The organism is Labrenzia sp. CP4, from assembly GCF_001579905.1.
Lineage (GTDB): Bacteria > Pseudomonadota > Alphaproteobacteria > Rhizobiales > Stappiaceae > Roseibium > Roseibium algicola.
Genome location: NZ_CP011927.1, coordinates 4,307,430 through 4,331,917, shown reverse-complemented (window position 1 = coordinate 4,331,917; position 24,488 = coordinate 4,307,430). Strand labels below are relative to the sequence as shown.

Below are 24,488 nucleotides of genomic sequence, written 5' to 3'. Positions count from 1 at the left end.
ATAATTGCGCGTGTTGAGGTCAAATTATTTGACCGCCGAGTAAAACAACGGAAAAATTTTCCGGTTTCGTTTAAAAACAAGCAAAAACATCGCCTTTTTGCGACTAAGGTCGAAATGTGCCGTTGGGGGATGCTTGATTGCTCGCAAAGAGCGTGGAATCTTGTGACCCATCGTTCCATTTGCTTCAACTATAACCCAAGAGGGGAGAGCGATATGTTCAAGTCCATGCGTGTGACAGCGCTTGCGGCTGCCTTGATGGCTGCTACATCTATTACTGCGGTTGCAGAGGTGGTCTACCACCGCGGCAACACTGCCGACCCGGAAACCCTGGATCAGCACAAGACCTCCACAACCTATGAAGCGCATATCCTGCGTGATCTTTACGAGGGCCTGGTTGCCTATGGCGCCGATGGCCAGATCATTCCGGGCGTGGCTTCGGAGTGGAAGGTTTCCGACGACGGCAAGACCTATACCTTCATGCTGCGCGATGATGCCAAGTGGTCCAATGGGGATCCGGTTGTTGCCGGCGATTTCGTCTTTTCGCTTCAGCGCATCATGAACCCGGAAACAGGCGCGAAATACGCCAACGTTCTGTATCCGATCCTGAACGCCGAAAAGGTCAACAAGGGCGAAGCCAAGCCGGAAGAACTCGGCGTGAAGGCGCTTGACGATCATACGCTCGAGATCGCTCTGGAGTCCCCGACGCCGTATTTCATTGACCTTCTGGGCCACCAGACCGGCCTTCCGGTCCATCCGGCTTCCGTTGAAAAATTCGGCTCCGATTTCGTGAAAGCCGAAAACATCGTCACCAACGGTGCCTTCACCCTCGCTGAATTCGTGCCGAACGCACATGTGAAAGCGGTCAAGAACCCGCATTTCCATGACGCAGATCAGGTGAAGATCGACACTGTCTTCTTCTATCCGACCGAAGACCGTGGCGCGGCTCTGCGCCGGTTCCAGGCCGGTGAGCTGCACACCAACAACGATGCGCCGACCGAGCAGGTCGCCTTCATGCGTGAGAACCTGGGCGACCAGTTCCACGTGGCGCCGTATCTGGGCACCTACTATTACGCCCTGAATCACGAAGACGAAGTCCTGAAGAACCCGGACGTCCGCCAGGCTCTGTCCATGGCGATTGACCGTGAGTTCCTGGCCGACGAAATCTGGGGCTCCACCATGGTTGCCGGCTATTCCTTCGTGCCGCCGGGCATCGGCAACTACGGTGAACCGGCCTATGCCGACTACAAGGACATGTCCCAGATCGACCGTGAAGAAAAAGCGATCGAACTTCTGACCAATGCCGGTTTCGGCCCGGACAATCCTGTCGAACTGACGATCAACTACAACACGTCCGAAAACCACAAGAATACGGCAGTCGCGATTGCCGACATGTGGAAACCTCTCGGCGTCAACGTCAAGCTGATCAACACCGACACCAAGACGCATTACGCCATGCTGCGTGACCGTCAGGACTTCGACGTCGCCCGCGCCGGCTGGATTGGCGACTACTCCGACCCGCAGAACTTCCTGTTCATGGTCGAGAGCGACAACGACGGCTTCAACTACGCCCGCTACAACAATCCTGAGTATGATGCACTCATGGACGAAGCGGCCGTCACGGTGGATCTGGAGAAGCGTGCGGACATCCTGAAGAAGGCTGAAGAGCTCTTCATGCGGGACCTGCCGTTCATTCCGATGATGTACTACGGTTCCATGAACCTGGTCTCCGACAAGATGGCAGGATTTGAGGACAACCTCCTCAACATCCATCCGTCCCGCTGGATGAGCATCTCCGAATAACCTGACAACATCGAGACCGGCAGGGCTTCCCTGCCGGTTCTTGCAAGGCGGCATCAATCAATCAAGATTGACCGAAAGACCGCCGTTTAACAAACAGAGGCAAAGCCTATGCTCCGATATGTCCTCGGACGATTGCTCGGCGCAATCCCGACGCTTTTTCTGATTGTCACGATTTCCTTTTTCCTCATCCGCATCGCGCCGGGTGGACCGTTCGATCTGGAACGTCCCCTGGAAGCAAAGGTGATGGAAAACCTGAACAAGATCTACCATCTCAACGAGCCCCTGTGGAACCAGTACCTGTTGTACCTGCAGAGCGTGGCCCGTCTGGATTTCGGTCCGAGTTTCTACTTCCGCGACTTCTCGATCAATGAACTGTTTGCGGAAAGTCTTCCCATCTCCATCCAGCTGGGCTTGTCCGCGCTCTGCCTGGCTCTGGTGGTCGGCGGTTTCCTGGGCGTGGCGGCGGCGCTGCGCCAGAACAAACCGGCAGACTATTCGATCATGGCTGCGGCAACGCTCGGTGTCACGATCCCCAACTTCGTCGTTGCGCCGATCCTGACCCTGATCCTCGGCGTGTGGCTCGGCTGGCTGCCCGTGGGGGGCTGGAATGGTGGGGCTTTCGTCAACCGGGTGCTGCCGGTCGTGACACTCGCGCTGCCTCAGATCGCAGTCGTGGCACGTCTGACGCGCGGCTCGATGATCGAGGCGCTCAGGTCCAACCATGTTCGCACTGCAAGGGCCTATGGGCTGACCTCCTACATGATTGTGGTGGTGCATGCGCTCAGAGGTGCGATCCTGCCGGTCGTTTCCTATCTCGGCCCGGCTGCGGCAGCGCTGCTCACCGGTTCCGTCGTGATCGAAACCATCTTCGGTATCCCAGGCATCGGCCGCTACTTCGTGCAGGGCGCTCTCAACCGTGACTACACCCTGGTCATGGGGACGGTTGTTGTCGTTGCCTGCTTTGTTATCCTGTTCAACCTCGTCGTGGATCTGCTCTATGCGCTGCTCGATCCGCGTGTGCGCTACGACTGAGGAGGAGACGACTGTGACCCTCACTGCAACATCATCCACCGGGGCGCCTGCGAAAGGGCGTTCCCTGTGGGACGACGCGCGCGACCGGTTGCTCGCCAACCGTGCGGCGGTCGCCTCCATCATCGTGCTGCTGACAATCGGCCTGATCTCGATCCTTGGTCCGATCCTTTCTCCCCATCACTACGACACCGTCTATCGTGACTACGTGAAGGTGCCGGCCAGCCTGGAAGCCTATCCGAAGCCTGAGCAGGTCGAGCCCGGTTTCATGTCTTCCGCCAAACGGGCGCGTCTGACCGTGGATGCGTTTGAGCGCGAAGGCGACACGATTGTCGCCAAGGTCACCTCCAGCCGGGATATCGATCCCCGGTCCGTGCTGTATTTTGACCGCAGCGACCTGTTCAAGAATACCGAGCTGACCGACATGTCCGCGGACAACAAGTCTGCAACGGTCAGGACCGACATCAACTTCATGCATTTCTATTTCGGCACCGACGCCAATGGTCGTGACATGATGACCCGGACCTTCATCGCCGGCCGCGTGTCGCTGACCATCGGTCTTCTGGCAACCATCGTTGCGATATCGATCGGTGTTCTCTACGGGGCGACTTCAGGATATCTCGGTGGCCGGGTCGACCAGATGATGATGCGCGTCGTCGATATCCTCTATTCGCTGCCGTTCATCTTCTTCGTGATCATGCTCGTCGTGTTCTTCGGCCGGAACTTCATCCTGATGTTCATCGCCGTCGGTGCCGTGGAATGGCTCGACATGGCGCGCATCGTGCGCGGGCAGACGCTGACCATCAAACGCCAGGAATATGTGCAGGCGGCGGAAGCACTCGGTGTGGCCGATGGCGGTATCGTGCGCCGGCACATCATCCCGAACACGCTTGGACCGGTCGTGGTCTACATGACCCTTCTGGTGCCGAAGGTGATCCTGCTGGAAAGTTTCCTGTCCTTCCTTGGCCTCGGCATTCAGGAGCCGATGACCAGCTGGGGCGTGTTGATTTCCGAAGGCGCGCGAAATCTGCAAGGGGCGCCCTGGATGCTGATTTTCCCGTCCATCTTCCTGACATCGACCCTGTTCGCGCTGAACTTCATCGGCGACGGCCTGCGCGATGCCCTGGACCCGAAGGACCGGTGAGGAGAAGACCATGACCAGCGAAACCAACAAAACGGTCCTCTCCATCAAGGATCTGAAGGTCGACTTTGAAACCGCGACCGGTACCGTCAATGCGGTTCAGGGCGTCGACATTCACGTCCAGGCGGGTGAAACCGTCGCGATCGTCGGGGAAAGCGGCTCGGGCAAGAGCCAGACCATGATGGCAGCTATGGGCCTTCTGGCGTCCAACGGGCGCACACGCGGCGAGGTGATCTACGAAGGCCGGAACATTCTCGGCCTGCCGGTGGGCAAGCTCAACAAGATCCGCGGTGCCAAGATCACCATGATCTTCCAGGAGCCGATGACCTCGCTCGACCCGCTTTACACCATCGGACGGCAGCTGGCCGAGCCCATGGTCGTTCATGGCGGATTGTCGTGGAAAGCGGCCAAGGCAAAGGCCCTCGAGCTTCTGAAACTCGTCAACATTCCCGAGCCGGAACGCAAGATCAACGCCTATCCGTACGAGATGTCAGGCGGCCAGCGCCAGCGTGTGATGATCGCAATGTCGCTTGCCAACGATCCAGACGTGCTGATTGCCGACGAGCCGACCACTGCGCTCGATGTCACTACACAGGCGCAGATCCTGGACCTTCTGGCGGATCTGCAAAAGCGGCTCGGCATGGCGGTGATCTTCATCACCCATGATCTGGGTATCGTTCGCCGTATCGCGGACCGGGTCTATGTCATGAAGACCGGTGAAGTGGTGGAAAGCGGCGAGACCGGGCAGATCTTCACCCGGCCTGCGCATCCCTACACAAAGATGCTTCTGGATGCGGAGCCGACAGGCCACAAGCTGCCGGTGCCGGACAGCGCGCCTGTTCTGCTGGAAGCGCAGAAGGTCGAAGTAGAATTCGAGCTCGATTCCGGTTTCCTGAAGCCCAAGCATGTGTTGCGTGCCGTTGACGACATCAGTTTCTCGCTGCGCAAGGGCCAGACACTGGGCATCGTCGGCGAAAGTGGCTCTGGCAAGTCCACCCTCGGTCGTGCAGTGCTGAACCTGTTGCCGGCCGGTGGCCGGGTGGTGTTCCACGGACAGCAGATCACCGGCAAGAACCGCTCCGAAATGCGCGCGCTTCGCAAGGACATGCAGCTTATCTTCCAGGACCCTTTCGGGTCTCTGTCCCCGCGTATGACGGTCGGCCAGATCATTTCCGAAGGGTTGATGGTGCACGAACCCTCGCTCAACGCCCGCCAGCGGGATGAGCGTGCCTGCAAGGCACTTGAGGAAGTGTCACTCGACCCGGTCATGCGCAATCGCTATCCGCACGAGTTTTCGGGCGGACAACGTCAGCGTATCGCGATTGCCCGCACCATGGTTCTGAAGCCGGAACTGGTCGTGCTCGACGAGCCGACCTCGGCTCTCGACCGGACGATCCAGAAGCAGGTGGTGGAACTGCTGCGTGACCTGCAGAAGGCTCATGACCTGACCTATCTGTTCATCAGTCATGACCTTGCCGTCGTGCGCGCGCTGTCCGACACGGTGATGGTGATGCAACGTGGCAAGGTTGTTGAGGCGGGGTCCGCCGACGCGATCTTCGAAGCGCCGAAGTGCGATTACACCAAGGAGCTGATCGGGGCCGCAATGCTGACCCAGCAGCAAATGATGGAAAGCGCCTGAGGGCGAACCTTCAAACAGCATCTCGGGTGCGCGAGCGGTCAATCCAAAAGCGGTTGGCCGCCCGCACCCTGTGGGCTCTCGGCCTGTGTGTGCGGGGAGGTCGGTTGAACTTACCCTAGCGCCAATTGAAACCAGCTGCCTGAACAGGCAGCGCGTCGAACTGGTCCTGCAATTCCACGATATCCGTACCGTAAAAGTGTGGGGCCAGCAAAACGGCGCTCGACAGGATATGAGCTCGAAGAGCCGTCAGTGTCGCGTCGACATCATGAGCTTCCAGCGCTTCGATGACGGACCGGTGCGGGGTCACATTCGGCCTGGTCCATGATTGTTCGGAACGCGGTCTCGACAGCATGACCCGTTGCAGGATCATGAAGGTCCTGACCAGCATAGGATCCAGAACCGGCATCCGGGCAATTCTGAAGAGTTTCAGATGCAGAGCACGATCGATCTCGGCACAGCCGAACACGTCCCGCTTGTCGCGGCAGGCTTCGAACTGGTCTTCAAGGTCATAGAGCTCGTTCACCTGGTCCTTGGTGACATGTTTGACCGCTTCCACGACGCCGGTCGATTCAATGTCGATGCGCAGTTTCAGCATCAGACGGGCTTCCAGCGGGCTCGGATCTGTGACGTAGGTGCCTTGATAGCCGCGGCGAACAACGAGGCCGCATTCCTGAAGCAGCATGAGCGCTTCACGGATGGTGCTCTGCGAGCAGCCATAGTCCTGGGCGAGGGATTGTTCTGTAATCGGGCTTTCCGAGGTCATTTCCCCGGTCAGGATCTGGCGTTTGAGGTCCTGATAGACTGCATCGGACTTGCGCGCGCGCTTGCCCCTGTTTTCCGCATGAACCGGCGAACGTCTGTCCGCGGTAAGTAGTACATTCACGTCGCTGCCCCCCACTGGCATCGCGTCTGAATGGCAACGCAAAGAAAGACCACAGCCGACAAATATCGCCGTCTGCAATCTCGCGTTTTTTTCTCCATCCGGCCATCCGCTGGTGCGAAGGAACGGTCAATGGGACGTGCCAACCACGCACAACCGCCTGAATACTGCAACCTGCCTGCATCTTGTGCCACCGATAAGGGTGGGTCTTGAACGTGCAGTTCAGGTGGAATTCCGGACCTAATATTTAGACGGCTGCCAAAAAATAACAATAAATGCATTGTTTCTCCGCCCGTCCACAAATGCAATCGCTAACTGTTTACGCATGGTAACAAGTTTGCGAGGCGGGCGGAGTGATCTTGATCAAAGGCGAGACAGGCCCGTTCAGCCGGCAGCTTTCTCCAGTGCGGAGATCCAGTTTTTCCAGGCGATCTTCTCCAGAACCGGTGTATTGAAACCGCGGCCGTCGAGCTCTTCCATCAGACGGGACAGACCGGTGACATCTCCGATGTCGCGCGGCAGGACACAGCCGTCGAAGTCCGAGCCGAGAGCCACGCTGTCTTCGCCGAGGCGGTCAACCAGATAGGCTGCATGGTCGGCAATGACCGAAAGCGGCGTGTCACGCGAATGACCGCCGTCCTTGCGCAGGAAGGCAACGTGGAAATTGATGCCGACGAGACCTCCGCTTTCCTTGATGGCATCAAGCTGCTTGTCCGTCAGATTGCGGCTGCTTTCGCAAATCTTGTGAACGTTGGAGTGGCTGGCAACGATCGGCCGTTCTGTGATGCGCGCCAGGTCCCAGAAACCCTTTTCGTTCAGATGGGACACATCAAGCAGCACCCCAAGCTGGTTGCAGGCGCGAACCAGATCTCGCCCCGCGCCGGTCAGGCCGGGGCCGATATCCGGTGAAGCCGGGTGCGCCATCGGCACACCGTATCCGAAATCATTCTCTCGGCTCCACACCAGGCCAAGTGAGCGCAGACCGCGGCCGTAGAGCTCCTCCAGCGCATAGAGGTTGGTATCGATGGCTTCGGCACCTTCAATGTGAAGGCTTATGGCAATCTGGCCGGATTCGATCGCTGTACGGTTCTCGTCCGGGGTTCTGCAAATGACGACATTGCCTTCCGACTGGGCTTCGATCTGCTCGGCCCGTTCCAGCATACGTTTTGTGAAATCAAACGCGCTCTTCTGCGGTACGGGCTGATAGTTGGCAGGGTCCTTCGGGTTGAAGGGGCGGGTGAAGTCCTGTTCCGGGTTGGACGGTACGAACATGGCGAAAAGCCCGCCGGCAAATCCGGCTTCCTGCGCCCGCACCATGTCGATGTGGCCTGTGGTCGAGCGGTCAAAGAAACTGCGCTCGGTGCCTTTCATGGCCTCGATTTCGAGTTTCAGGAGTGTGTCGTTGTGACCATCGAAGACGGGAAAAGGCGACTTTGAAACGTTTGTCTGCACGGAAGGACCTTGAGTGTGGGGTGGGCCGGAGAAGGTCGGCTGGGAATAATCTAAGGATTCATCTGAAGAATGTAAGGCAGTTCGGCGAATGTGACTTGCAACTGTTGAAAACCTGTCTCAAGAAGGAGCCAGAATTTGTGGAGGTCTTATGAAGCGTTCCAATTCGCCGCTCGATGTTGACAGTTCGCCAGCAGGTGGCGCGATGAACAGGCGTGGTTTCCTGGCCGCCGGCCTGGTGCTTACGGCAGCCGGCCTTGCAGGATGTCAGTCCGCCGGGCTGGTTGGTCTGCCGGATCAGGCCGATCTGCCGGACGAGCAGTTCGATTATGCGGCTGCCTATGCGGCATGGCCTGATGGCGATTACACCTGGCCGGCCATCAACTACAAGAATTTCGACCAGAAGTACTGGCGGCAGATCGTGGAGTACAAAACCCGCGAGCGGCCCGGAACCATCATCGTCGATCCTTATAACAACTTCCTGTACTGGACGCTCGGCAACGGCAAGGCGCTGCGCTACGGCATCGGTGTGGGCAAGGCCGGGTTCGCCTGGTCGGGCGAGGCGAAGATCCGCGTCAAGCGGCCTCATCCGATCTGGCGCCCTCCACGCGAAATGATTGCCCGCAAGCCGTCTCTGGAGCGTTATTGGGAAAAGGGCTACCCGCCCGGGCTGAAGAACCCGCTCGGCGCGCGCGCAATGGATCTGTGGCAGGGCGCCACTGACACGCTTTACCGCATCCACGGCACCAACCAGCCGAACTCCATCGGCAAGAGCGTGTCTTCGGGCTGTATCCGCATGTGGCAGCAGGACGTGATCGACCTGTACAGCCGCGTGCCGCTGCAGACAAAGGTGATCGTGCTTGGCAAGGATCCCAACGCGGACGCCTAAGCGGTCACGCTGATGGAAATGGAAAAGGGCGGTACCAGTCGGTGCCGCCTTTTTTGTCGAGCGGTTTCAGGCGGCTTTGATCAGGGCCACGTCGTGGAAGACGGCGGAGAAATGACAGACCGCGGCGGCCAGTACGAAGGCGTGCCAGATCGCATTCTGGAATGGCAGGCGTTTCCAGGCATAGAAAGCTGTTCCAACCGTATAAAGCAGTCCGCCCGCCAGGATCATGTAGAACCCGAATGCGGATGCTTTTTCGATCAGCGGATTGACGGCAAAAACGACCACCCAGCCAAGCGCGAGGTAGATGGGGACGGTGAGGCGATCAAGCCCGGTCAGATGTGCCAGCTTGACGATGGCCCCGGCCAGCGCACCGGTCCACACGACAGCCAGCAGCACGCCGCCCGTCCATCCGCCAATGATCATTGCCGCCAGGGGGGTGTAAGTGCCCGCGATCATCAGGAAGATGGCCGCGTGGTCGAGCCGCCTCAAGATACCTGTCTTGTGGTCTTTCGCCAGCATGTTGTAGAGCGCTGAACAGATCAGCATCGCCATCAGGCAGGCGGCATAGATCATGACAGTGACCTGCCGGGCGGGGTCACCCGCGTTCCAGAGCGTGGCTGCCAGGACAATGGTTGCCGTCAGCCCCAGGCAGATGCCGATCACATGAACGGCACCGTCGGCGACGAATTCTGCAAAGGTCTGCGGTCTGATTGTCGGCATCAAGTATTCCTCGGTCGTTTGGAGCGCGATTGCGTGGTCCAACTCCTCTCAGCTGAACGTGCGGATAATTTGACGAAGCAAATTCGCAACGCCGAGGAGGGCCAATCGGTCTCAAACCATTTCAGCATAACTTATGGGCTCACACCCTAAAGCATGGCGTGAAAGTTTTATGAAAGCTTGATGGTGGCAGGTCGCATTTCCCCGGACTTGCCCAAAATTCGCAGACTTGCTTTAAAATTGGGCACCACTGGTATCAAATACATCCTTCCTGATTGCCCGCCATTTCGGAACGCTGCGATGATGAACCATCTCTTTGACGCCCTGACTGCCCTCATACCGGATCGGTCCAAGGTCTTTCTCGAAACACTTGACGGCGGGAAGATTACCTATGCGGACATGTTTGCGCGGTCTGCGCAATATGCCGGTGCCCTCCAGAAGCTGGGTGTAAAGGCGGGAGACCGCGTTGCTGTCCAGGTGGAAAAGACGCCTGATGCCCTGATGCTCTATCTCGGCACGATCCGTGCCGGTGGCGTGTTTCTGCCTCTGAACACTGCCTATACCCCTGCCGAAATCGGTTATTTCGTCGGTGATGCGGAACCGGCTGTCTTTGTCTGCGACCCGGCCTGGGCCGACGTGCTGGCCGGAACGGCGCAAAAGGCCGGCGCGCGATTGCACACGCTCGATCAGAACGGGGAGGGCAGCCTCAGTCTACTCGCAGACCAGATGCCGACGGACTACGACAACCGTCCGCGTGAAGACGACGATCTGGCGGCCATCCTCTATACGTCCGGTACTACGGGACGTTCCAAGGGAGCGATGCTCACGCATGGAAATCTGGCGTCGAATTCGCAGACCATGGTGAAATACTGGCAGTTCACCGAAGACGATGTGCTGTTGCACGCCCTGCCGATTTTCCACACCCACGGGCTGTTCGTTGCCACCAACTGTCTGATGATGGCAGGCGGTTCCATGCTGTTCCTGCCGAAGTTCGACCTGGATCAGGTTCTTGCCGCTCTGCCGAAGGCGACAGCCATGATGGGCGTTCCAACATTCTATGCGCGCCTGCTGGCATCGGACCGGTTCACGCGGGATGTGGCGGCCCATATGCGCCTGTTCATTTCAGGGTCAGCCCCGCTCTCGGCAGAGGTGCACAAGGAGTTTCGAGAGCGCACCGGACACGCAATCCTGGAGCGTTACGGCATGACCGAAACCAACATGAACACTTCCAATCCCTATGACGGTGCACGTCGGCCGGGAACGGTTGGATTTCCTCTGCCCGGTGTGGGGTTCCGTGTCGTTGATGCCAGAACCGGGCGAGAGCTGCCCGACGGAGAGGTCGGCATCATCGAGATCAAGGGGCCCAACGTTTTTCTGGGATACTGGCGAATGCCGGAAAAGACGGCGCAGGAATTTCGGGCGGACGGCTATTTCATCACCGGCGACATGGGGCGTATCGATGAAGACGGTTATGTTTCCATCGTCGGCAGGTCCAAGGATCTGATCATCAGCGGCGGTTTCAACGTTTATCCGGCCGAGGTCGAAGCGCTGCTGGACGAACTGCCGGGCGTCGCCGAAAGCGCGGTTATCGGCGTGCCGCATCCCGATTTTGGAGAAGCGGTGGTCGCCGTGCTGGCGCCGAAACCGGGAGCCGAACTGGGCCAGGACGCCGTTCAGGCCTCCTTGAACGATCGTCTGGCGAAGTTCAAGCAGCCCAAGAAGGTCCACGTCCTGGAAGTCTTGCCGCGCAACACCATGGGCAAGATCCAGAAAAACGTGCTGCGCGAACGGTTCAGCGGCGATTTCAGCTGATTACGCCATCTTGCACTCACTCGCCAGTCCGCTTTTTTCGAGAAGGTCGAGACCTTTCAGCGTCGCTTCGCATGCAAGCCACAAGGATTTCTCTGAATGGACGACCTTGCTCAGCGTGTTGATGCCGATCATCAGCGTCTGAACCGCAAGTGCATTGCTGCGAATGTCATAGTCCTTCGGTAGTTCGCCGGTTTCAACACCCAGTTTGAGCAGTCTTTCCAACCGTTCCAGGCTTCCGAAGATGACTTCTGCCAACTCCGGCCCCAGTTCGGGATGGCTGCTGCAGAGTTCGCTAATTGCGTTGACAGCCATGCAGCCGCGCCATTCCGGGTCGCGGGCCCGCAGGCGGCATATGTCCTGAAAGAATTCAGTGATTACGCCACGCACCAGCTTGTTGGAATTGTCGTGAGCCAGAACCCTGTCCGGCGAGATCCGGGTGTAGCGGGCAAGCACTTCCTTGAACAGCTGCTCCTGGGAGCCGAAGGCGTTGTAGAAGCTCGATCGGGTTATCCCGAGAACCTCCGCGAGCGATTTGACGGAATTGTTGCGATAGCCTGTCTGCCAGATCTGGTTCATCACCACATCGAGCGCGTCTTCCCTGTCGAATTTGGACGGTCGTGCCATCGCTCTCGTCTCACGAACATGTTACGCGGATGGTTTTGTTCATGTGTGGACAAAACACTTGTTCCAGTTTTATACACAAGTGATCAAAACGTAGCAAGTTCAAGCGTTGTCACGAACTGACGGGACGCATGGTCCGGTTCCCTTCAGTCGCGTTGGCGCCCCTGAAGACCCCCTTTTCTTTTCCTCAGCCCAAGCTTTGAAGGAGCATAAGGCATGTTTGAGTACCACACCCCTGAAACTGCACCGCACGGATCTCTGGACCTGCTCGAAAGGTCGAAGAAGGATTACGGCTTCTATCCGAAACTGCACCAGGTGATGGCCGAAGCCCCTTCCGTCTATGAAGCCTATCTGGAAACGTTCCGGCTTTTCACTCAAGCCACGGATCTGTCGCCAACCGAGCAGCAGGTCGTGATGATGACAGTGAACTACCTCAACGAATGTCACTACTGCATGGCAGGCCATACCATGCTGATGAAGATGGTGAAGGTGCCGGATGACGCGATTGCCGCCTTGCGCGTTGGAGGACGCCTGAATGACCCGAAACTGGAAGCGCTTCGCGTCTATACGCGAACCCTCGTAGAGCAGCGTGGGCATATCGGTGACGATGCGTTGAAGGCATTTCTTGCTGCGGGTTATTCCAAACGGCAGGCACTTGAAGTTCTTGTCGGCATCGCCGCCAAGACCTTGTCGAACTTCACCAACGCGTTGGCTCACACTGAGCTGGATGAGCCGGTCAAGCAATTTGCCTGGAAGAAGGAACCGGAAATGGCGTGACCTTCCAGGTCACTTGTTCCTGCACTCGGGAGCACTCAGCTCCCGGGTGCTGAACGGTAAGCTGGTGCATCATTGGCGAATGACCTGAAGCCATAGGCGCAGCACAGGGCGATCAGAACACCCATCACCCAGAAGATGGAACCGAACCCTGCTTCCATGGCCAGCAGCACGCTGCCCATTGTGACACCGAGTGTTCCTCCAACCAGACGCGCCGTGATGACCAGGCCACTGACCTCTCCCTGCTTTTCCGAAGGGACCGCGTTGGCGGTGATCCGCCCGGTTGGGATCATCGCAAATGGAAGGGCAATTCCCCAGACCAGAAGAACCGGGGCTAGCACCAAATAGTTTTCCGCAAGGGTGAGGGTGCCGATAGCAATGTTGGCCAGAGCCAGAACCGCGAGGGCTACCAGAACCGGCTTGCGCGAACCGTGCCTGTCTCCCAACTTGCCGGCGGGTGCTGACAGGAAGGGAAACGGAAAAACGGCGACGACAGTTGCGAGACCTGCCGCCAGCGCCGTGAATTTCATGTCGAGCTGCAGGAAATGGGGCACGAAGATCGCAACGACGATCTTGTTCATCTGTGTCAGAAGGATCACGAGAACACTGGCGTGAAACGCCTTCAGTCGAAACAGGTGCACATCGATCAGCGGCATCCGTTGCCTGGCTTCAAAGGCTACGAAAAACACGATCCCGGTAATTCCGGCCAGCAAGCTGCCCAGGATCAGTGGCGTCATCCAGCCAAAGTCGGGACCTTCCATCAGGCCGAAAATGATCCCCGTCATGCCAACAAGCAACAGGAACAGACCTATCCGGTCTATGAGCGGGCGGGCAGGCGTTTGCTGCGGCGGTTGCCAGAAAAGGCAGGCAAGCACAGTGCCAACGGCGACAATGGGAATGTTGACCCAAAAGACCCAGCGCCAGGAAAGAAAATCAGTCAGGACACCTCCCAGCAGCGGTCCCGCGGCAAGGAATATCGTTGCCATCCCCGCCAGAATGCCGATTGCACGGCCCCGTTCTGCCTTGTCGAAGGTGAGGGTCGCGGCTGCGAGCGTCATCGGAAACATCACTGCTGCGCAAAGGCCCTGGACGATGCGCATGCCGATCAGCAGTTCAGGTCCGTTTGAAAATCCGGCCAGAAGACTGGCGAGCGCAAACACACTGGCGCTGACAATTAGGGCAGGGCGCAACCCGAAAAGGTCGATCGCCTTGCCGCCGATAGCGGCGAAGCAGGTGAACGTCAGCATGTAGGCGTTGATGATCCAGTGGGTAAGCGTTGGCGAAAGCCCCATCTCGGACCGGATTGCCGGGAGTGAAACGCCAAGGATTGTCTCGTCCAGCATCACCAGGCCGCCAAGCGTACCCATGGCCAGAACAAGCCCGCGTTTGCGTTCCTTTTCGGAGAGTGAAGCCACTGCCTGTCTCCCCCGTTCGCCGGAAATTACCGGCTTTTCCCTTTTCCCATTGAAAAGCTTACGAAGGTTACTGCTTCGCGCCTAGGTTTTTTTCAAGTCCGGAGCGGCAGACTGGCCAGTCCCGCCGAAGGCAAGCGTCGACAAAGCCCTGTCGGACTGGTGGCTCCAGGCGGTCAAGGCAGATGAGAGGCGTGCCGCCGGACTGTCCTGCGGGTCCGAGGCGCGGCGAACACACCACCAGTCGAGCGAAACACCACCTTCGGCAATCGGGCGGGAAACCAGCGTCCCATCAGCCAGCTCTGGCTCGATGGCCCACTTGCTGAAGATGGCAACGCCGAACTTGGCGCGCACCAGATCGATCACGGCTTCCGGTGTCGGCATTGGGGTCAACCGCCGGAACGGCTGGGTGGGGGCGCCAAGCAGGGTTGTCCAGTCAAATCCGGGTTCTGCGGTCAGCGGATAAACGAAGAAACGCTCATCGCCCATGTTTTCGCTGTTGACGACGGGCTCTGCGGCAAGCGGGTGATTATGCGCCAGCACCGCGACAATCGGGTCCGTGCCCAGCTTCACCGCGCGCAGCGAGGCAAGTGCCGGTTCGCGGCCGAAAACCAGCGAAACGTCCACGGAACCGTCGAGGAGCGAGGCCAGGGGATGCGCCGTCGCACGCGATGACAGATCGACCGACAGTTTCGGGTCGGCCGTGTCCAGATACTCAAGAAACGCGGGAAACCAGTGATAGCGGCTATATGTGGCCTGGCCGAGGCGAACGAGGATCCTGGCGTCCCTTGCAGAGGCTTCAAGATCCTGCTCCAGACGAAACAACTCGCCCAGAAAGGTCTCGCCCAGATGCCGCAGACGCTCGCCTTCCGGCGTCAGTTCAATCCGGTTCTCGGCGCGGCGTGCCAAGACCACTCCCAGGCGGCGCTCTGCTTCCCGCAGCCTGTGTGAAGCTGCAGACTGGGTCACGCCGAGACGCGTGGCGGACGCGGTCATGCTGCCGGTCTCGCCAAGCGCGGAAAGAAGGGTCAGGTGATGGAGGGCCAGTCGAGGGATCATATTAGTATGAAAGCATTTCATGAACTGAATGAAAACTAGGAATTTTGTTTGCTCATCGTTGCGCGGTATCGACAAGGCATGAGCAACATCACCTTTCCTCACATCAGCCTTGGGACATCTGGGGCTACACTCGTCATTGCAGCCTCCGCAGCCTGTTTCGGCCTCGTCCCGATCTTCGTGCGGGAGCTTCAGGGCCTGGGCGCCGGCCCGGCCACAATCGCGCTATATCGTTACGGCTTTTCCGTCCTGTTCCTGCTTCCCTTTCTGCCGTTCGAGAAGCGCAAACGAGGCGGCGCCCTGTTGATGGCGGGGGCAGGTCTGGTACTGGGGCTCAGCCTGATCGGTCATCTGGAGGCGATCCGCGTGGCACCCGTTGCCGCTGCCGGTGTCGTCTATATGTCCTATCCGGTTTTCGCGGCCCTCTTTGCCTGGGTTCTGCTCAGGCAAGCGTTGACTTGGAGATCATTTGCCTCGGCAGGTCTGGTTATCCTGGCAGCCGGGCTGCTGCTCGATCCGTCGTCGTTATCTCCCGAAGCACTGCAGGCGCTTTTATGGGCCATTCCTGCTCCCATCGCGTTCGGCTTTCTGATTGTTGTCCTCAGCGGGCTGGCAGGCGAGTTGAATTCGCTGGAACGGACGGCTTGCGGACTTTCCGGGTCCGTCATTGGTTTGTTGCCCCTCGCGATCAATGAAGGGCAGGGCTCAGTTCTGCCGGCAAGCACCGGCCAGTGGGGCCTCATCGTCGCCATGGGACTTGGAACGGCTCTTGTTCCGCAGATCCTCTATACGATCGCCTGTCAGAAGGTTGGGCCTGTTCGCACCGCGGCTGCGGGAAGTTTCGAGCTGCCGACCATGTTTCTGGTCGGCTGGCTGGTCTTCGGCGAAGCGATTGGCTTGAGGGAGTTGCTGTCCGCAGCACTGGTGTTGTCGGCAATCCTGATCGCGCCATCCATCGGGGCAGGACCCCGATTGGATCGGGAAGTCGCACCGACAACATAAAATCTTGGAGTAAAGTATCTTGATATCGAGATAAAAATCACCTATCTCCTGTTCAGCCCGGTGGATATATGCCCGGAATAGACTGGAGACACTGCTCATGACTGCCCGTACACCCGATCATCCGATTGAAAACCTGTTCGTCGACCGCTGGTCACCACGTGCCTTTGACCGGTCGACGATCGAGGAAGCGGATCTGAAAACCATTCTGGAGGCTGCCCGCTGGTCGCCGTCTGCCTTCAACATCCAGCCTTGGCGTTTCGTCTATGCCCGCAGGGGCGATGCCGACTGGCAGGTCCTGGTCGATCTTCTCAACCCCTTCAACCGCGACTGGGCGCAACACGCCTCCGCACTTGTCTATCTGTTTTCCGACAGCGAAGTGGACGGCAAGGACGGTAAACCGAACAGAGCCAACGGCTTGCACACTTTCGATGCCGGTTCAGCCTGGGCGCATGCAGCCCTGCAGGCAACCGCCCTCGGTTTCCATGCGCATGGCATGGCCGGGATCCTGAAAGACGAGATCCACGAAAAACTCGATGTGCCAGAACGCTATCTGCCGCAGATTGCCATTGCCATTGGCCGGCGGGGTGACACTGCGGACCTGCCTGAAACCTTGCAGGAACGCGAAACCCCAAGCAGCCGCAAACCGCTTGCTGAAATCGCTTTCGCAGGCGCCTGGGCCTGACGCCGAGGTCGGCACACAATCACTTTCCCAAAAAGGCAGTGGGCTGTTTCCGCTGCCTTTTTGCTGCGGCAATCTGCAAGGGGTTTTTCCGGTGGCGGCAGGTATAGGATTGGCTAGTCGAATTTGCTGGAGGGAGCCAGGGCATGGCCATGACCGACAAACTGCCGGAAGAAAGTCTCCTCAATACCTATAAGGCGGCCGACGATTATCTCGACACCTTTTCGATCCCGATCCGCGGACGGGAAGACCTTTTGACCGCAGACATGCGCGTACTTGCCGAACGCATTCTGATGGCAGAAATCGGCTGGGTGACTGCGCTTCTCTCGTTCCGCGACAAGCTTGCAGGGCTCGTCGGCATGAAGACAACGAAGGCTCTGGCACAGGAACAAGGTGCCGATAAGATCATCTGCAAGGGCGAGGGAGACCGGATCGGTTTCTTCAAGATCTATTCGGTTTCAGAAGATGAGATCATTCTGGGCGAGAACGATTGGCACCAGGATTTCCGTGTCTCCGTGTTCCGCAAAAGGGGAGGAGCCACGCGGATCTATGTCTCGACCTGCTGCAAACGGCATAACCTGGCCGGTCATGCCTATCTGGCGTTGATCCTGCCGTTGCACAAGATGATCGTCAAAACCCAGCTTTCCAGGGGGACAGCCCTCCAGCACTGGGCAACTCAGAACGCCAAGTGACCCGTCTTTCTCCAGACGCGGGCGCCTTGGGTTGTCGTGATTTCCTGCCGGGTTCCCGCCGGCAGGCGTATCCAGGTACCTTGATCGTGACGTCCGCTCTGGTCTTCGAAACTGCCTTCAACGACAAAATACTCCGCCCCGCCCGGGAAGGTCTGCGGAGCCAGTCTGGCGCCTCTTTCCCAGTCGAGCATCACCACTTCCTCTTCCGGCCGGATGAACAGCGGCAGGATGCTCTCTCCGGGTCTGCCGGCCTGCCAGCCGCTGGGGTCCAGCGTGTTGACCCGGACAAAGGCATCATCGTCAGGCTGCATCTGGCGTAATTTCACAAGGATGACGGCGCCAGGTTCGCTCGAAGGCACATGGCTGGAGCCCGGAGGATTGCGCACATACATGCCTTTGGGAAAATCCCCGCTTTCATCCGAGAAAACGCCGTCCAGAACCAGAAATTCTTCACCCATGTCATGCTTGTGGGCGGAAAAGGCAGAGCCGGGAGCGTATCTGACCAGACTGGTGGCTCGCGCGACCTCTTCACCATCGCGCTCCAGCATCCTTCGCTCCACACCTGCCATTGGTGAGGGCACCCAGTCGAGCGTGGCGCTGTCGACGATTGCAGGCTGCGTCAGGTCTGCATGAATTTTCATCCGGTCCATCCCAATATGATTCTTATTATGTTCACATGGGGCAGGATATCCCCATTTGGAAGGGGACAGATTTGAACTCGTTGTGAAGCCTTTCAGGCATTGCAAGCAATCAAGCGAGCCAAATCAGAGCCTGCTTATTTCTCGCGGCTGCCCGGGCCTCAGGACGGGCTGGCCTGGGACTGACCCTCCCCATCGCGTTCCGGCCACAAAAGGCGGTCATATTCTCCGGTGTCACGAAGCTTCCTCAAACCTTGGTTGAACCGGGTGCACAGTTCCTCACCGCTTTCAATGTTCCTGGAAACGATTACACGGTAGTCCCAAAGGACGTTGACGTTTTCCAACGACTTGAAACGCGCGGTCTCCTCGGGAGAAAAAGCGTCAGCCAATGCATCGGCAGCCACCTCTCCGTTGCCCATGACCACATCGACACGCCCTACATCAAGCATCTTGAAGAGGTCTGCCAGGGAACTTTGGCGATAGACGGTGATCTGATCGGCGGTAACCAGTTTATCCAGGTCCTCCCCAAGGGCTGCACCGTCAAGTGCGCCAAGGCTCAATCCGCTGAGGTCCTGCACATTTTGCGCATTCACAGGTCGGTCTGACGAATAGAAGAATTGCTCGCGCTCAACCAGAACTGCGTCGCAGAAATGAAAGAAAGGTTCTCGCTCAGCGGTTTTGCCCCAACCTGCGGAAGCCTGCCAGCGGCCGGACTGGGCTTCCAGCAAGGCACGTTTCCAGGGAAAGAAGCCGTACTCCACCGTAAGGCCTTCAAGTTCGAAGGCCTTTGCGACGACCTTGGCGTAGGTTCCGTATCCTTCGTCACTTTCGGAAAAATAAGGGGGCCACTCACCGACGGCGATACGGACGATATCGGCTTTGGCGGGATGCACCGCAAGCGCAAGGATCGACAACACAGCGCCGGCAAGCAGCGTTTTGAGTTGTATTAAAACGAGCCGGCACGAAGAGCCTGCCAATCCATTGACTGTCACAGCGATTTCCCTGAAAAAGCTCCCGTTCTACCAACCTTAGCACAGAAGTCCTGCGTGGCACCTGGCAAAGCCGACATTGCTTAACGCAGGCCCGAACCGGATTTTTGGCCTCTTCTGGAGGCAGCCTGTCACTTAAAGGTTGCTATTCGGTGGAATTCTGGGAAAACCCGGCTTTCCCGGCAGGCTGGCTTTGCAAGTGGCACGGAATCGTGCTGACTACCGCACTGCACGAAATCCAGAAAACGGAGAAGCCGCAGCGCTGCCGAGGCTGCAAGAAAAGTGGTCGCATGACGGTACAAATCGATATCGGGGAAATGACAGGCGGCGCACGCGCCGGTCTTGATCTGGAAGAACTGCTGGCAACGCGCCTTCTGGTGCAGGGCAATTCCGGCTCGGGAAAGTCGCATCTCCTGCGCCGGCTTCTTGAACAGTCCGCGAGCTGGGTCCAGCAGGCCATTATCGATCCCGAAGGCGACTTCGTGTCTCTGGCAGATAAGTTCGGCCATGTCGTTGTCGATGCGGTCGGCACCGAAAAGGATCTTCAGATGATCGCCGCACGGGTGCGTCAGCACCGGGTGTCGGTGGTACTCAACCTGGAAGGTCTTGATGCGGACCGGCAAATGAAGGCGGCTGCAACCTTTCTCGACGGCCTGTTCGATGCGGACCGCGATCTCTGGTATCCGATGCTGGTCATCGTTGATGAAGCACAGCTCTTTGCACCAGCCGCCGCCGGCGAGGTGACCGAGGAGGCCCGGCGCCGTTCCCTCGGAGCCATGACCAACCTGATGTGCCGCGGCCGCAAACGCGGACTGGCCGGCGTCATTGCCACCCAGCGTCTCGCCAAGCTTGCCAAGAACGTCGCCGCCGAAGCGTCCAACTTCCTGATGGGCCGTACGTTCCTGGATATCGACATGGCGCGTGCTGCCGACCTTCTCGGCATGGAGCGGCGTCAGGCCGAAAGTTTCAGAAATCTCGACAGGGGTCACTTCATCGCTCTCGGACCGGCCATGTCGCGCCGTCCCGTTCCGGTCAAGATCGGCCCGGTGGAGACCATGGGGCGGGGCGGAACTCACAAACTGCTGCCACTGCCGGAGCAGCCCAAGGAAGACGCCAAGGATCTGATCTTCACACCGGGAGCGGACGAAGTTCAGCCGGTCCGCCAGCGTTTCGTCGAGCCGGTGGTTTCGACCGGCGACGTGCTCGACCAGCTCAGCAGTGCAGAACGAGCTAGCGCTGAAGACGTGCCACAGGCTGAGAGCCTGCTCGATTTCGGCGAACGCGAGCAGAAAATATCCGAAATCATTGCAGGTATTCTGGAAGACGAGGAAGCTGCGTTCCAGCCGATTGCCACGCTCTATCAGGACTTTCAGGTCCGCTGCCGCATTTCCAAACTGGCGGGCGGCGCACCGGACCTGCAGACTTTCCGAGAAAAGCTCTCCGTTGCCCGTGCAGGCGTTGAAAAGGGCGAAATGGACGACGGAGCCTGGGCCCAGGCGGAACTGATCGCCTCCGAACTGCCGGAAGACATGCGCGGTGTGTATCTGTTGCTGGCAAAGGCCGCGATCGCGAAGGCGCCATGTCCCGGCAACATTGAAATTGCCACTGCCTACGGCACACGGTCGCCCGGCAGGGCGCGCTGGCTGTTGAGCCATATGGAAGAACGCGGGTTTCTTGTCTGCGCCACCGACTTGCGCGGCAATCGTATCGTGACGCTGACCGACCTTGGCTGGCAGACGGCACCGGGTGACGAAGCCGCCGCCTGACGCAGCCTTTCCAGCACACTGACTGGCGAGTTGGCAAACTTTCGCGCATGCTTCCGCAGAAGACTGCGAGGGAGGCAAACATGACGCTGGAAGAGACCATCGACATCTATTGTGCAGCCTGGTCTGAACGTGACCCATCCTATCGGCAGGATCTGCTCGGCAGGTCCGTAGCCGAAGACGTCAGATACACGGACCCGGAAACCGATGTGACCGGTATCGCTGCGCTGGTTGACCACATCTCCGGCGTTTTGGCCAAAAGGGTCGGTGCGAAGATCCTTCGGACCAGCAGTGTCGACAGCCACCACGGTTCAGCGCGGTTTGCCTGGCAGATGGTCAATGCGGACGGAACGGTGCTGCCGGAAGGACTTGATGTCGTCTGGATTGACGAAGAAACCGGAAAACTCAGGACGGTCCTCGGGTTCTTCGGCGCCTTGCGACGGGAATAGGCAAGCCGATCCGGCGTTCCGGGTTTCAGGAAGGCAAGGCTTTGAATTTCGGGACAGTTTCCAGGCCGTCGTCCCAATCGGCGCGGCTGGCGGTGAAGATATGACCTGCCGGTTTCAGGGTGACGGGCGTGTCCAGACTTCCTGCCGGCACAACCAGTAGCTTGCCGTCCATCTGAAGATTGGGAAGGGCTGATCCACACTCGGTGCAGAAGGCCTTCGTGTGGCGCGTACCAGCCAGCGTGAAGGACCTGACCTTGTCCTCACCGGATGTCCAGGCAAGGCTTGCCGTTGAGGAAAAGAGATTGGCCGCATGTGCGGATCCGGTGTCTTTCCGGCAATGTCCGCAGTGGCATAGAAAGAAGGTCTCGAAGTCGCCTTCGATGGTGAAAGTGGCGTTGCCGCACAGGCAACGTCCTTTGTGAACCGACATTTGACAGCATCCTGCAAGGTGGGGATCTGCTGCTGCATAGCAACTTGCACCTTCAAAGGCCACCCGGTCAGATTGCAGGGCGCATCCGTCTTGTGGAAGAGTTGCGCGACGGGTCAACGGGCTGAGATGCCAGCAAATAGTCGAGCTGCGAAAGCTCCAGCGAAATGCCATCGATCGTGCGGGTAAGCACGCTTTCCAGATAACTGCCACCGGGAGACCTGTCCCGGATCGCGATAGCCCGCTCCCGCGCCTTGCGCAGGTAAAGCATCATGGTGCGGACCTCGCCGCGCGTGACGGAGGTCAGTTGTTCCGTGCCTGGCGTCGACGCAGCAGCGGAGGAAACAGCGCAGGAATGCGCAACAGCAGTGTCGGCGAGCCGCATCGACTTTCTCCATTGTTCCTGTTTTGTTCTTTTTACGTCAGCTCGTATTTTCATTCAAGTGTGGAATCTCAAAACAGCTATTTCCGAGAACGGGAAATATGCCGGACAAAACAAAAAAAACGGGCTCGCACAAGGGTTTGCGCGAACCCGGTTCTTGAGGTTATGTGTCTGACTTAAGCTGCGCGCACGCGGCTCAGGAAGTCTGCAATGGTGGCCTGCAAGCCCTGGGCATGTTCGGAAACCGACTGGGAGACCGACAGGACGTCGGCTGCCGAGCTGCTGGTTTCCTCGGCTGCCTGCATCACGTCGCCAACGCTGTTGCTCATGTCGCTGGTGCAGCTGGCTGCCTGCTGGACATTGTGGCTGATCTCGTTGGTGGCATCACCCTGCTGCGAGATCGCCGCGGCAATGGCTGCCGTGAACTGGTTGACCTCTTCCATGGTGCTGGCGATTTCCTGGATCGAGCCGACGGCATTGCGTGTCGAGGACTGGATACCGGTGACCTGCGTGGAGATTTCTTCCGTCGCCTTGGCGGTTTGCGTGGCCAGTTCCTTCACTTCCGCGGCAACCACCGCAAAGCCCTTGCCGGCTTCTCCGGCGCGAGCGGCTTCGATGGTGGCGTTCAGCGCCAGCAAGTTGGTCTGTTCTGCGATCGCCTGGATGAGGCTGACCACTTCACCGATCTTCTGCGCGGCGCTGTCGAGGCTGCCGACCTTGTCGTTGGAGTCGTTGGCAGCACGGGTTGCACTCGTGACGACTTCCTTGGTTTGGCCGATCTGGCGACCGATTTCGGAAATTGAGGCGGACAGCTCTTCAGCGGCGGAAGCCACTGTCTGGACGCTGCTTTGCGCAACTTCGGAAGATCCGGCAACCGAGGAAACCTTGGCGGAAGTGTCGCGCGCGATCGCATCGAGAGACGCTGCGGTCTGCTCCATGCGCTTGCTGTTGCCGCTGACCTGGTCGAGAACGGCGTGGACGTCGCGCTCGAAGGTTTCGATCAGGGCTTCGACAGTCTTCTGGCGCTCCAGCTGGCTGTGTTGGGCCTGCTCGGTGTCGTTCTGCAGCGACCGCCGTTCGGTTTCGTTTTCAACGAAGATTTCCAGCGCACCGGCCATCTGGCCGATTTCGTCCTTGCGGTCGAGATAGGCCACCGGCGTATCGACATCGCCTTCGGCAAGCTTGCGCATGCGAGCGGTCAGCATCTGCACCGGTCCGGCAATTGTGGAACCAAGCATCCACATCAGGAACGTGCCGGCTACCAGCAGGCCGAGGGCGAGCAGCAGGCTCATCTGCATGGTGGAATTGGCGCTTGCCAGAAGTTCGCTCTCGTCAACGGCGACAACAATGAACCAGTGTTGGCCGGTGCCGTCCAGTTCGAAGCCCTTGATGGCTTCCACCGTACCGTTTTGGGTCGTGAAGGCAGCTTCATTCTTGATCGACTGGATCTTGCCGACCATTGCCGCATCGGCCTTCTGGCCGAGGAGGGCTGCGTCCGGATGGGACACCCAGACACCGGCTTCGCTGAGAAGGCCGACATAGCCGCTTTCATAGGTCTGGCCGGCGCTCACCGCCTTCTGCAGGCCTTCCAGCGACACGTCGATGGTGGCGCCACCGATGCCGCGTCCGGAAGCATCCATGATCGGCGAGGAGGCCGTCGCCATCAGCACGTCGACATTATTGACCGGGTAGAGATAGGGCTCGGTCACCGTGTCGTGGCCCAGGTTCTTCGGCTTGTCGTACCACTCTTCAGAGCCGCTATCGCCACCGAACAGGAGCGGTTCCCATGCGACTTTTGCACCGTCGTTATAGAAATACGGAATGAAGCGTCCCTTGTCGTCGGAGAAGTTGGCGCCTGCATTGTCCACGTCATTGCCGGCCATGTCCGGTTCCAGGATCGCACCGCCGCCGACAAAATGTTTGTTCTGGCTGATCTGGTGCTGCATCACGGCTGCGTAGGCGTTGCGATCGCTAACGCCGGCTTGCTGCATTCCCTCCAGGGCATCGGCCGCAGCGCGGGCCGCAAGCTGTGCCTGTGCCAGTGTCTTGCCGGCATCCAGAGCAAGTGCCTCGGCAGTCTTGCGGATGAGATCTTCACCCGATTTCTGCGACGTGGCCTGGGTCATGAAGGTGACGGCAAGAATAAGCGTCAGGAATCCAACCAGGAACACGCCGCTCGAGGCGAAAAAGATTCGATTTCTAAGAGACATGAAAAGCTCCAACGGTGAGACTGCGGGAACCCTAGGAG

23 protein-coding genes are annotated in these 24,488 nt (G+C 58.7%); 12 read left to right on the top strand and 11 right to left on the bottom strand.

Annotation, left to right across the window (positions count from 1 at the left end; genetic code table 11):
* Positions 1 to 213: 213 nt before the first annotated feature.
* The 4 genes from ACP90_RS19915 (at position 214) to ACP90_RS19900 (ending at position 5,609) form a co-directional block, all read left to right on the top strand.
* Positions 214 to 1,800, top strand: a complete 1,587-nt coding sequence (locus tag ACP90_RS19915) for a peptide ABC transporter substrate-binding protein (RefSeq protein WP_062489583.1) — start codon at positions 214 to 216, stop codon at positions 1,798 to 1,800.
* A gap of 108 nt (positions 1,801 to 1,908) precedes the next feature.
* Positions 1,909 to 2,832, top strand: coding sequence for an oligopeptide ABC transporter permease OppB (gene oppB / locus ACP90_RS19910; RefSeq protein WP_031268981.1), 924 nt, complete (start codon positions 1,909 to 1,911; stop codon positions 2,830 to 2,832).
* 13 nt (positions 2,833 to 2,845) lie between these two features.
* Positions 2,846 to 3,973, top strand: a complete 1,128-nt coding sequence (locus ACP90_RS19905) for an ABC transporter permease subunit (RefSeq protein ID WP_062491806.1) — start codon at positions 2,846 to 2,848, stop codon at positions 3,971 to 3,973.
* 10 nt (positions 3,974 to 3,983) lie between these two features.
* Positions 3,984 to 5,609, top strand: a complete 1,626-nt coding sequence (locus tag ACP90_RS19900; protein ID WP_062491804.1) for an ABC transporter ATP-binding protein — start codon at positions 3,984 to 3,986, stop codon at positions 5,607 to 5,609.
* Positions 5,610 to 5,724: 115 nt separating this feature from the next.
* On the opposite strand, the gene ACP90_RS19895 is transcribed toward ACP90_RS19900, so the two are convergent.
* Positions 5,725 to 6,492 (bottom strand): GntR family transcriptional regulator, encoded by a 768-nt coding sequence (locus tag ACP90_RS19895; protein ID WP_158514199.1) that lies wholly within the window; start codon positions 6,490 to 6,492, stop codon positions 5,725 to 5,727.
* 381 nt (positions 6,493 to 6,873) lie between these two features.
* Complete coding sequence (locus ACP90_RS19890) at positions 6,874 to 7,941, bottom strand: dipeptidase (protein ID WP_062489580.1); 1,068 nt, start codon at positions 7,939 to 7,941, stop codon at positions 6,874 to 6,876.
* A 148-nt stretch (positions 7,942 to 8,089) separates the two neighbouring features.
* Here ACP90_RS19890 and ACP90_RS19885 point away from each other — a divergent pair, with 148 nt between their 5' ends.
* The gene (locus ACP90_RS19885; RefSeq protein ID WP_088665262.1) at positions 8,090 to 8,827 is read left to right on the top strand and encodes a L,D-transpeptidase; all 738 of its coding nucleotides are present in this window, start codon (positions 8,090 to 8,092) and stop codon (positions 8,825 to 8,827) included.
* A 66-nt stretch (positions 8,828 to 8,893) separates the two neighbouring features.
* Here the strand turns inward: ACP90_RS19885 and ACP90_RS19880 are convergent, their stop codons facing one another.
* The gene (locus tag ACP90_RS19880; protein WP_208993375.1) at positions 8,894 to 9,547 is read right to left on the bottom strand and encodes a hemolysin III family protein; all 654 of its coding nucleotides are present in this window, start codon (positions 9,545 to 9,547) and stop codon (positions 8,894 to 8,896) included.
* A 297-nt stretch (positions 9,548 to 9,844) separates the two neighbouring features.
* On the opposite strand from ACP90_RS19880, the gene ACP90_RS19875 reads away from it, so the two are divergent.
* A complete protein-coding gene (locus ACP90_RS19875) occupies positions 9,845 to 11,356 on the top strand; it encodes a malonyl-CoA synthase (RefSeq protein WP_062489578.1) in 1,512 nt (503 codons plus the stop codon).
* On the opposite strand, the gene ACP90_RS19870 is transcribed toward ACP90_RS19875, so the two are convergent.
* Positions 11,357 to 11,980 (bottom strand): TetR/AcrR family transcriptional regulator, encoded by a 624-nt coding sequence (locus ACP90_RS19870; RefSeq protein WP_062489576.1) that lies wholly within the window; start codon positions 11,978 to 11,980, stop codon positions 11,357 to 11,359.
* Between the two features lie 213 nt (positions 11,981 to 12,193).
* Here ACP90_RS19870 and ACP90_RS19865 point away from each other — a divergent pair, with 213 nt between their 5' ends.
* Positions 12,194 to 12,754 carry a carboxymuconolactone decarboxylase family protein gene (locus tag ACP90_RS19865; RefSeq protein ID WP_062489574.1) on the top strand — a complete coding sequence of 187 codons (561 nt, stop codon included), beginning with the start codon at positions 12,194 to 12,196 and terminating at the stop codon, positions 12,752 to 12,754.
* A 35-nt stretch (positions 12,755 to 12,789) separates the two neighbouring features.
* On the opposite strand, the gene ACP90_RS19860 is transcribed toward ACP90_RS19865, so the two are convergent.
* Both ACP90_RS19860 and ACP90_RS19855 read right to left on the bottom strand, forming a co-directional pair.
* Positions 12,790 to 14,166, bottom strand: a complete 1,377-nt coding sequence (locus ACP90_RS19860) for an MFS transporter (protein WP_062489572.1) — start codon at positions 14,164 to 14,166, stop codon at positions 12,790 to 12,792.
* 81 nt (positions 14,167 to 14,247) lie between these two features.
* Positions 14,248 to 15,222 (bottom strand): LysR family transcriptional regulator, encoded by a 975-nt coding sequence (locus ACP90_RS19855; RefSeq protein WP_062489570.1) that lies wholly within the window; start codon positions 15,220 to 15,222, stop codon positions 14,248 to 14,250.
* A 78-nt stretch (positions 15,223 to 15,300) separates the two neighbouring features.
* On the opposite strand from ACP90_RS19855, the gene ACP90_RS19850 reads away from it, so the two are divergent.
* From ACP90_RS19850 to ACP90_RS19840, 3 genes are all read left to right on the top strand, one after another.
* Positions 15,301 to 16,221 (top strand): DMT family transporter, encoded by a 921-nt coding sequence (locus tag ACP90_RS19850; protein WP_062489568.1) that lies wholly within the window; start codon positions 15,301 to 15,303, stop codon positions 16,219 to 16,221.
* 97 nt (positions 16,222 to 16,318) lie between these two features.
* Positions 16,319 to 16,903, top strand: a complete 585-nt coding sequence (locus tag ACP90_RS19845; RefSeq protein ID WP_062489566.1) for a nitroreductase family protein — start codon at positions 16,319 to 16,321, stop codon at positions 16,901 to 16,903.
* Positions 16,904 to 17,052: 149 nt separating this feature from the next.
* Positions 17,053 to 17,592: a DUF2867 domain-containing protein gene (locus tag ACP90_RS19840; RefSeq protein ID WP_208993374.1), complete on the top strand. Its 540-nt coding sequence runs from the start codon at positions 17,053 to 17,055 to the stop codon at positions 17,590 to 17,592.
* Here ACP90_RS19840 and ACP90_RS19835 read toward each other — a convergent pair.
* Positions 17,577 to 18,233: a cupin domain-containing protein gene (locus ACP90_RS19835; RefSeq protein ID WP_055659505.1), complete on the bottom strand. Its 657-nt coding sequence runs from the start codon at positions 18,231 to 18,233 to the stop codon at positions 17,577 to 17,579. The genes ACP90_RS19840 and ACP90_RS19835 overlap by 16 nt on opposite strands.
* 158 nt (positions 18,234 to 18,391) lie before the next feature.
* Positions 18,392 to 19,144, bottom strand: coding sequence for a transporter substrate-binding domain-containing protein (locus ACP90_RS19830; RefSeq protein WP_023000068.1), 753 nt, complete (start codon positions 19,142 to 19,144; stop codon positions 18,392 to 18,394).
* A 365-nt stretch (positions 19,145 to 19,509) separates the two neighbouring features.
* On the opposite strand from ACP90_RS19830, the gene ACP90_RS19825 reads away from it, so the two are divergent.
* Both ACP90_RS19825 and ACP90_RS19820 read left to right on the top strand, forming a co-directional pair.
* Positions 19,510 to 20,985, top strand: a complete 1,476-nt coding sequence (locus tag ACP90_RS19825; RefSeq protein ID WP_031268989.1) for an ATP-binding protein — start codon at positions 19,510 to 19,512, stop codon at positions 20,983 to 20,985.
* 80 nt (positions 20,986 to 21,065) lie between these two features.
* Positions 21,066 to 21,431, top strand: coding sequence for a nuclear transport factor 2 family protein (locus ACP90_RS19820; RefSeq protein ID WP_145915810.1), 366 nt, complete (start codon positions 21,066 to 21,068; stop codon positions 21,429 to 21,431).
* A 25-nt stretch (positions 21,432 to 21,456) separates the two neighbouring features.
* Here ACP90_RS19820 and ACP90_RS19815 read toward each other — a convergent pair whose 3' ends face one another.
* The 3 genes from ACP90_RS19815 to ACP90_RS19805 all read right to left on the bottom strand — a co-directional run bounded on the left by ACP90_RS19815 (position 21,457) and on the right by ACP90_RS19805 (position 24,450).
* On the bottom strand, positions 21,457 to 21,861 hold the full coding sequence (locus ACP90_RS19815; protein WP_062489559.1) for a GFA family protein: 405 nt from the start codon (positions 21,859 to 21,861) through the stop codon (positions 21,457 to 21,459).
* A 67-nt stretch (positions 21,862 to 21,928) separates the two neighbouring features.
* Positions 21,929 to 22,243, bottom strand: coding sequence for a hypothetical protein (locus ACP90_RS19810; protein WP_062489557.1), 315 nt, complete (start codon positions 22,241 to 22,243; stop codon positions 21,929 to 21,931).
* 173 nt (positions 22,244 to 22,416) lie between these two features.
* Positions 22,417 to 24,450, bottom strand: a complete 2,034-nt coding sequence (locus ACP90_RS19805) for a methyl-accepting chemotaxis protein (protein ID WP_158514198.1) — start codon at positions 24,448 to 24,450, stop codon at positions 22,417 to 22,419.
* Positions 24,451 to 24,488 lie beyond the last annotated feature (38 nt).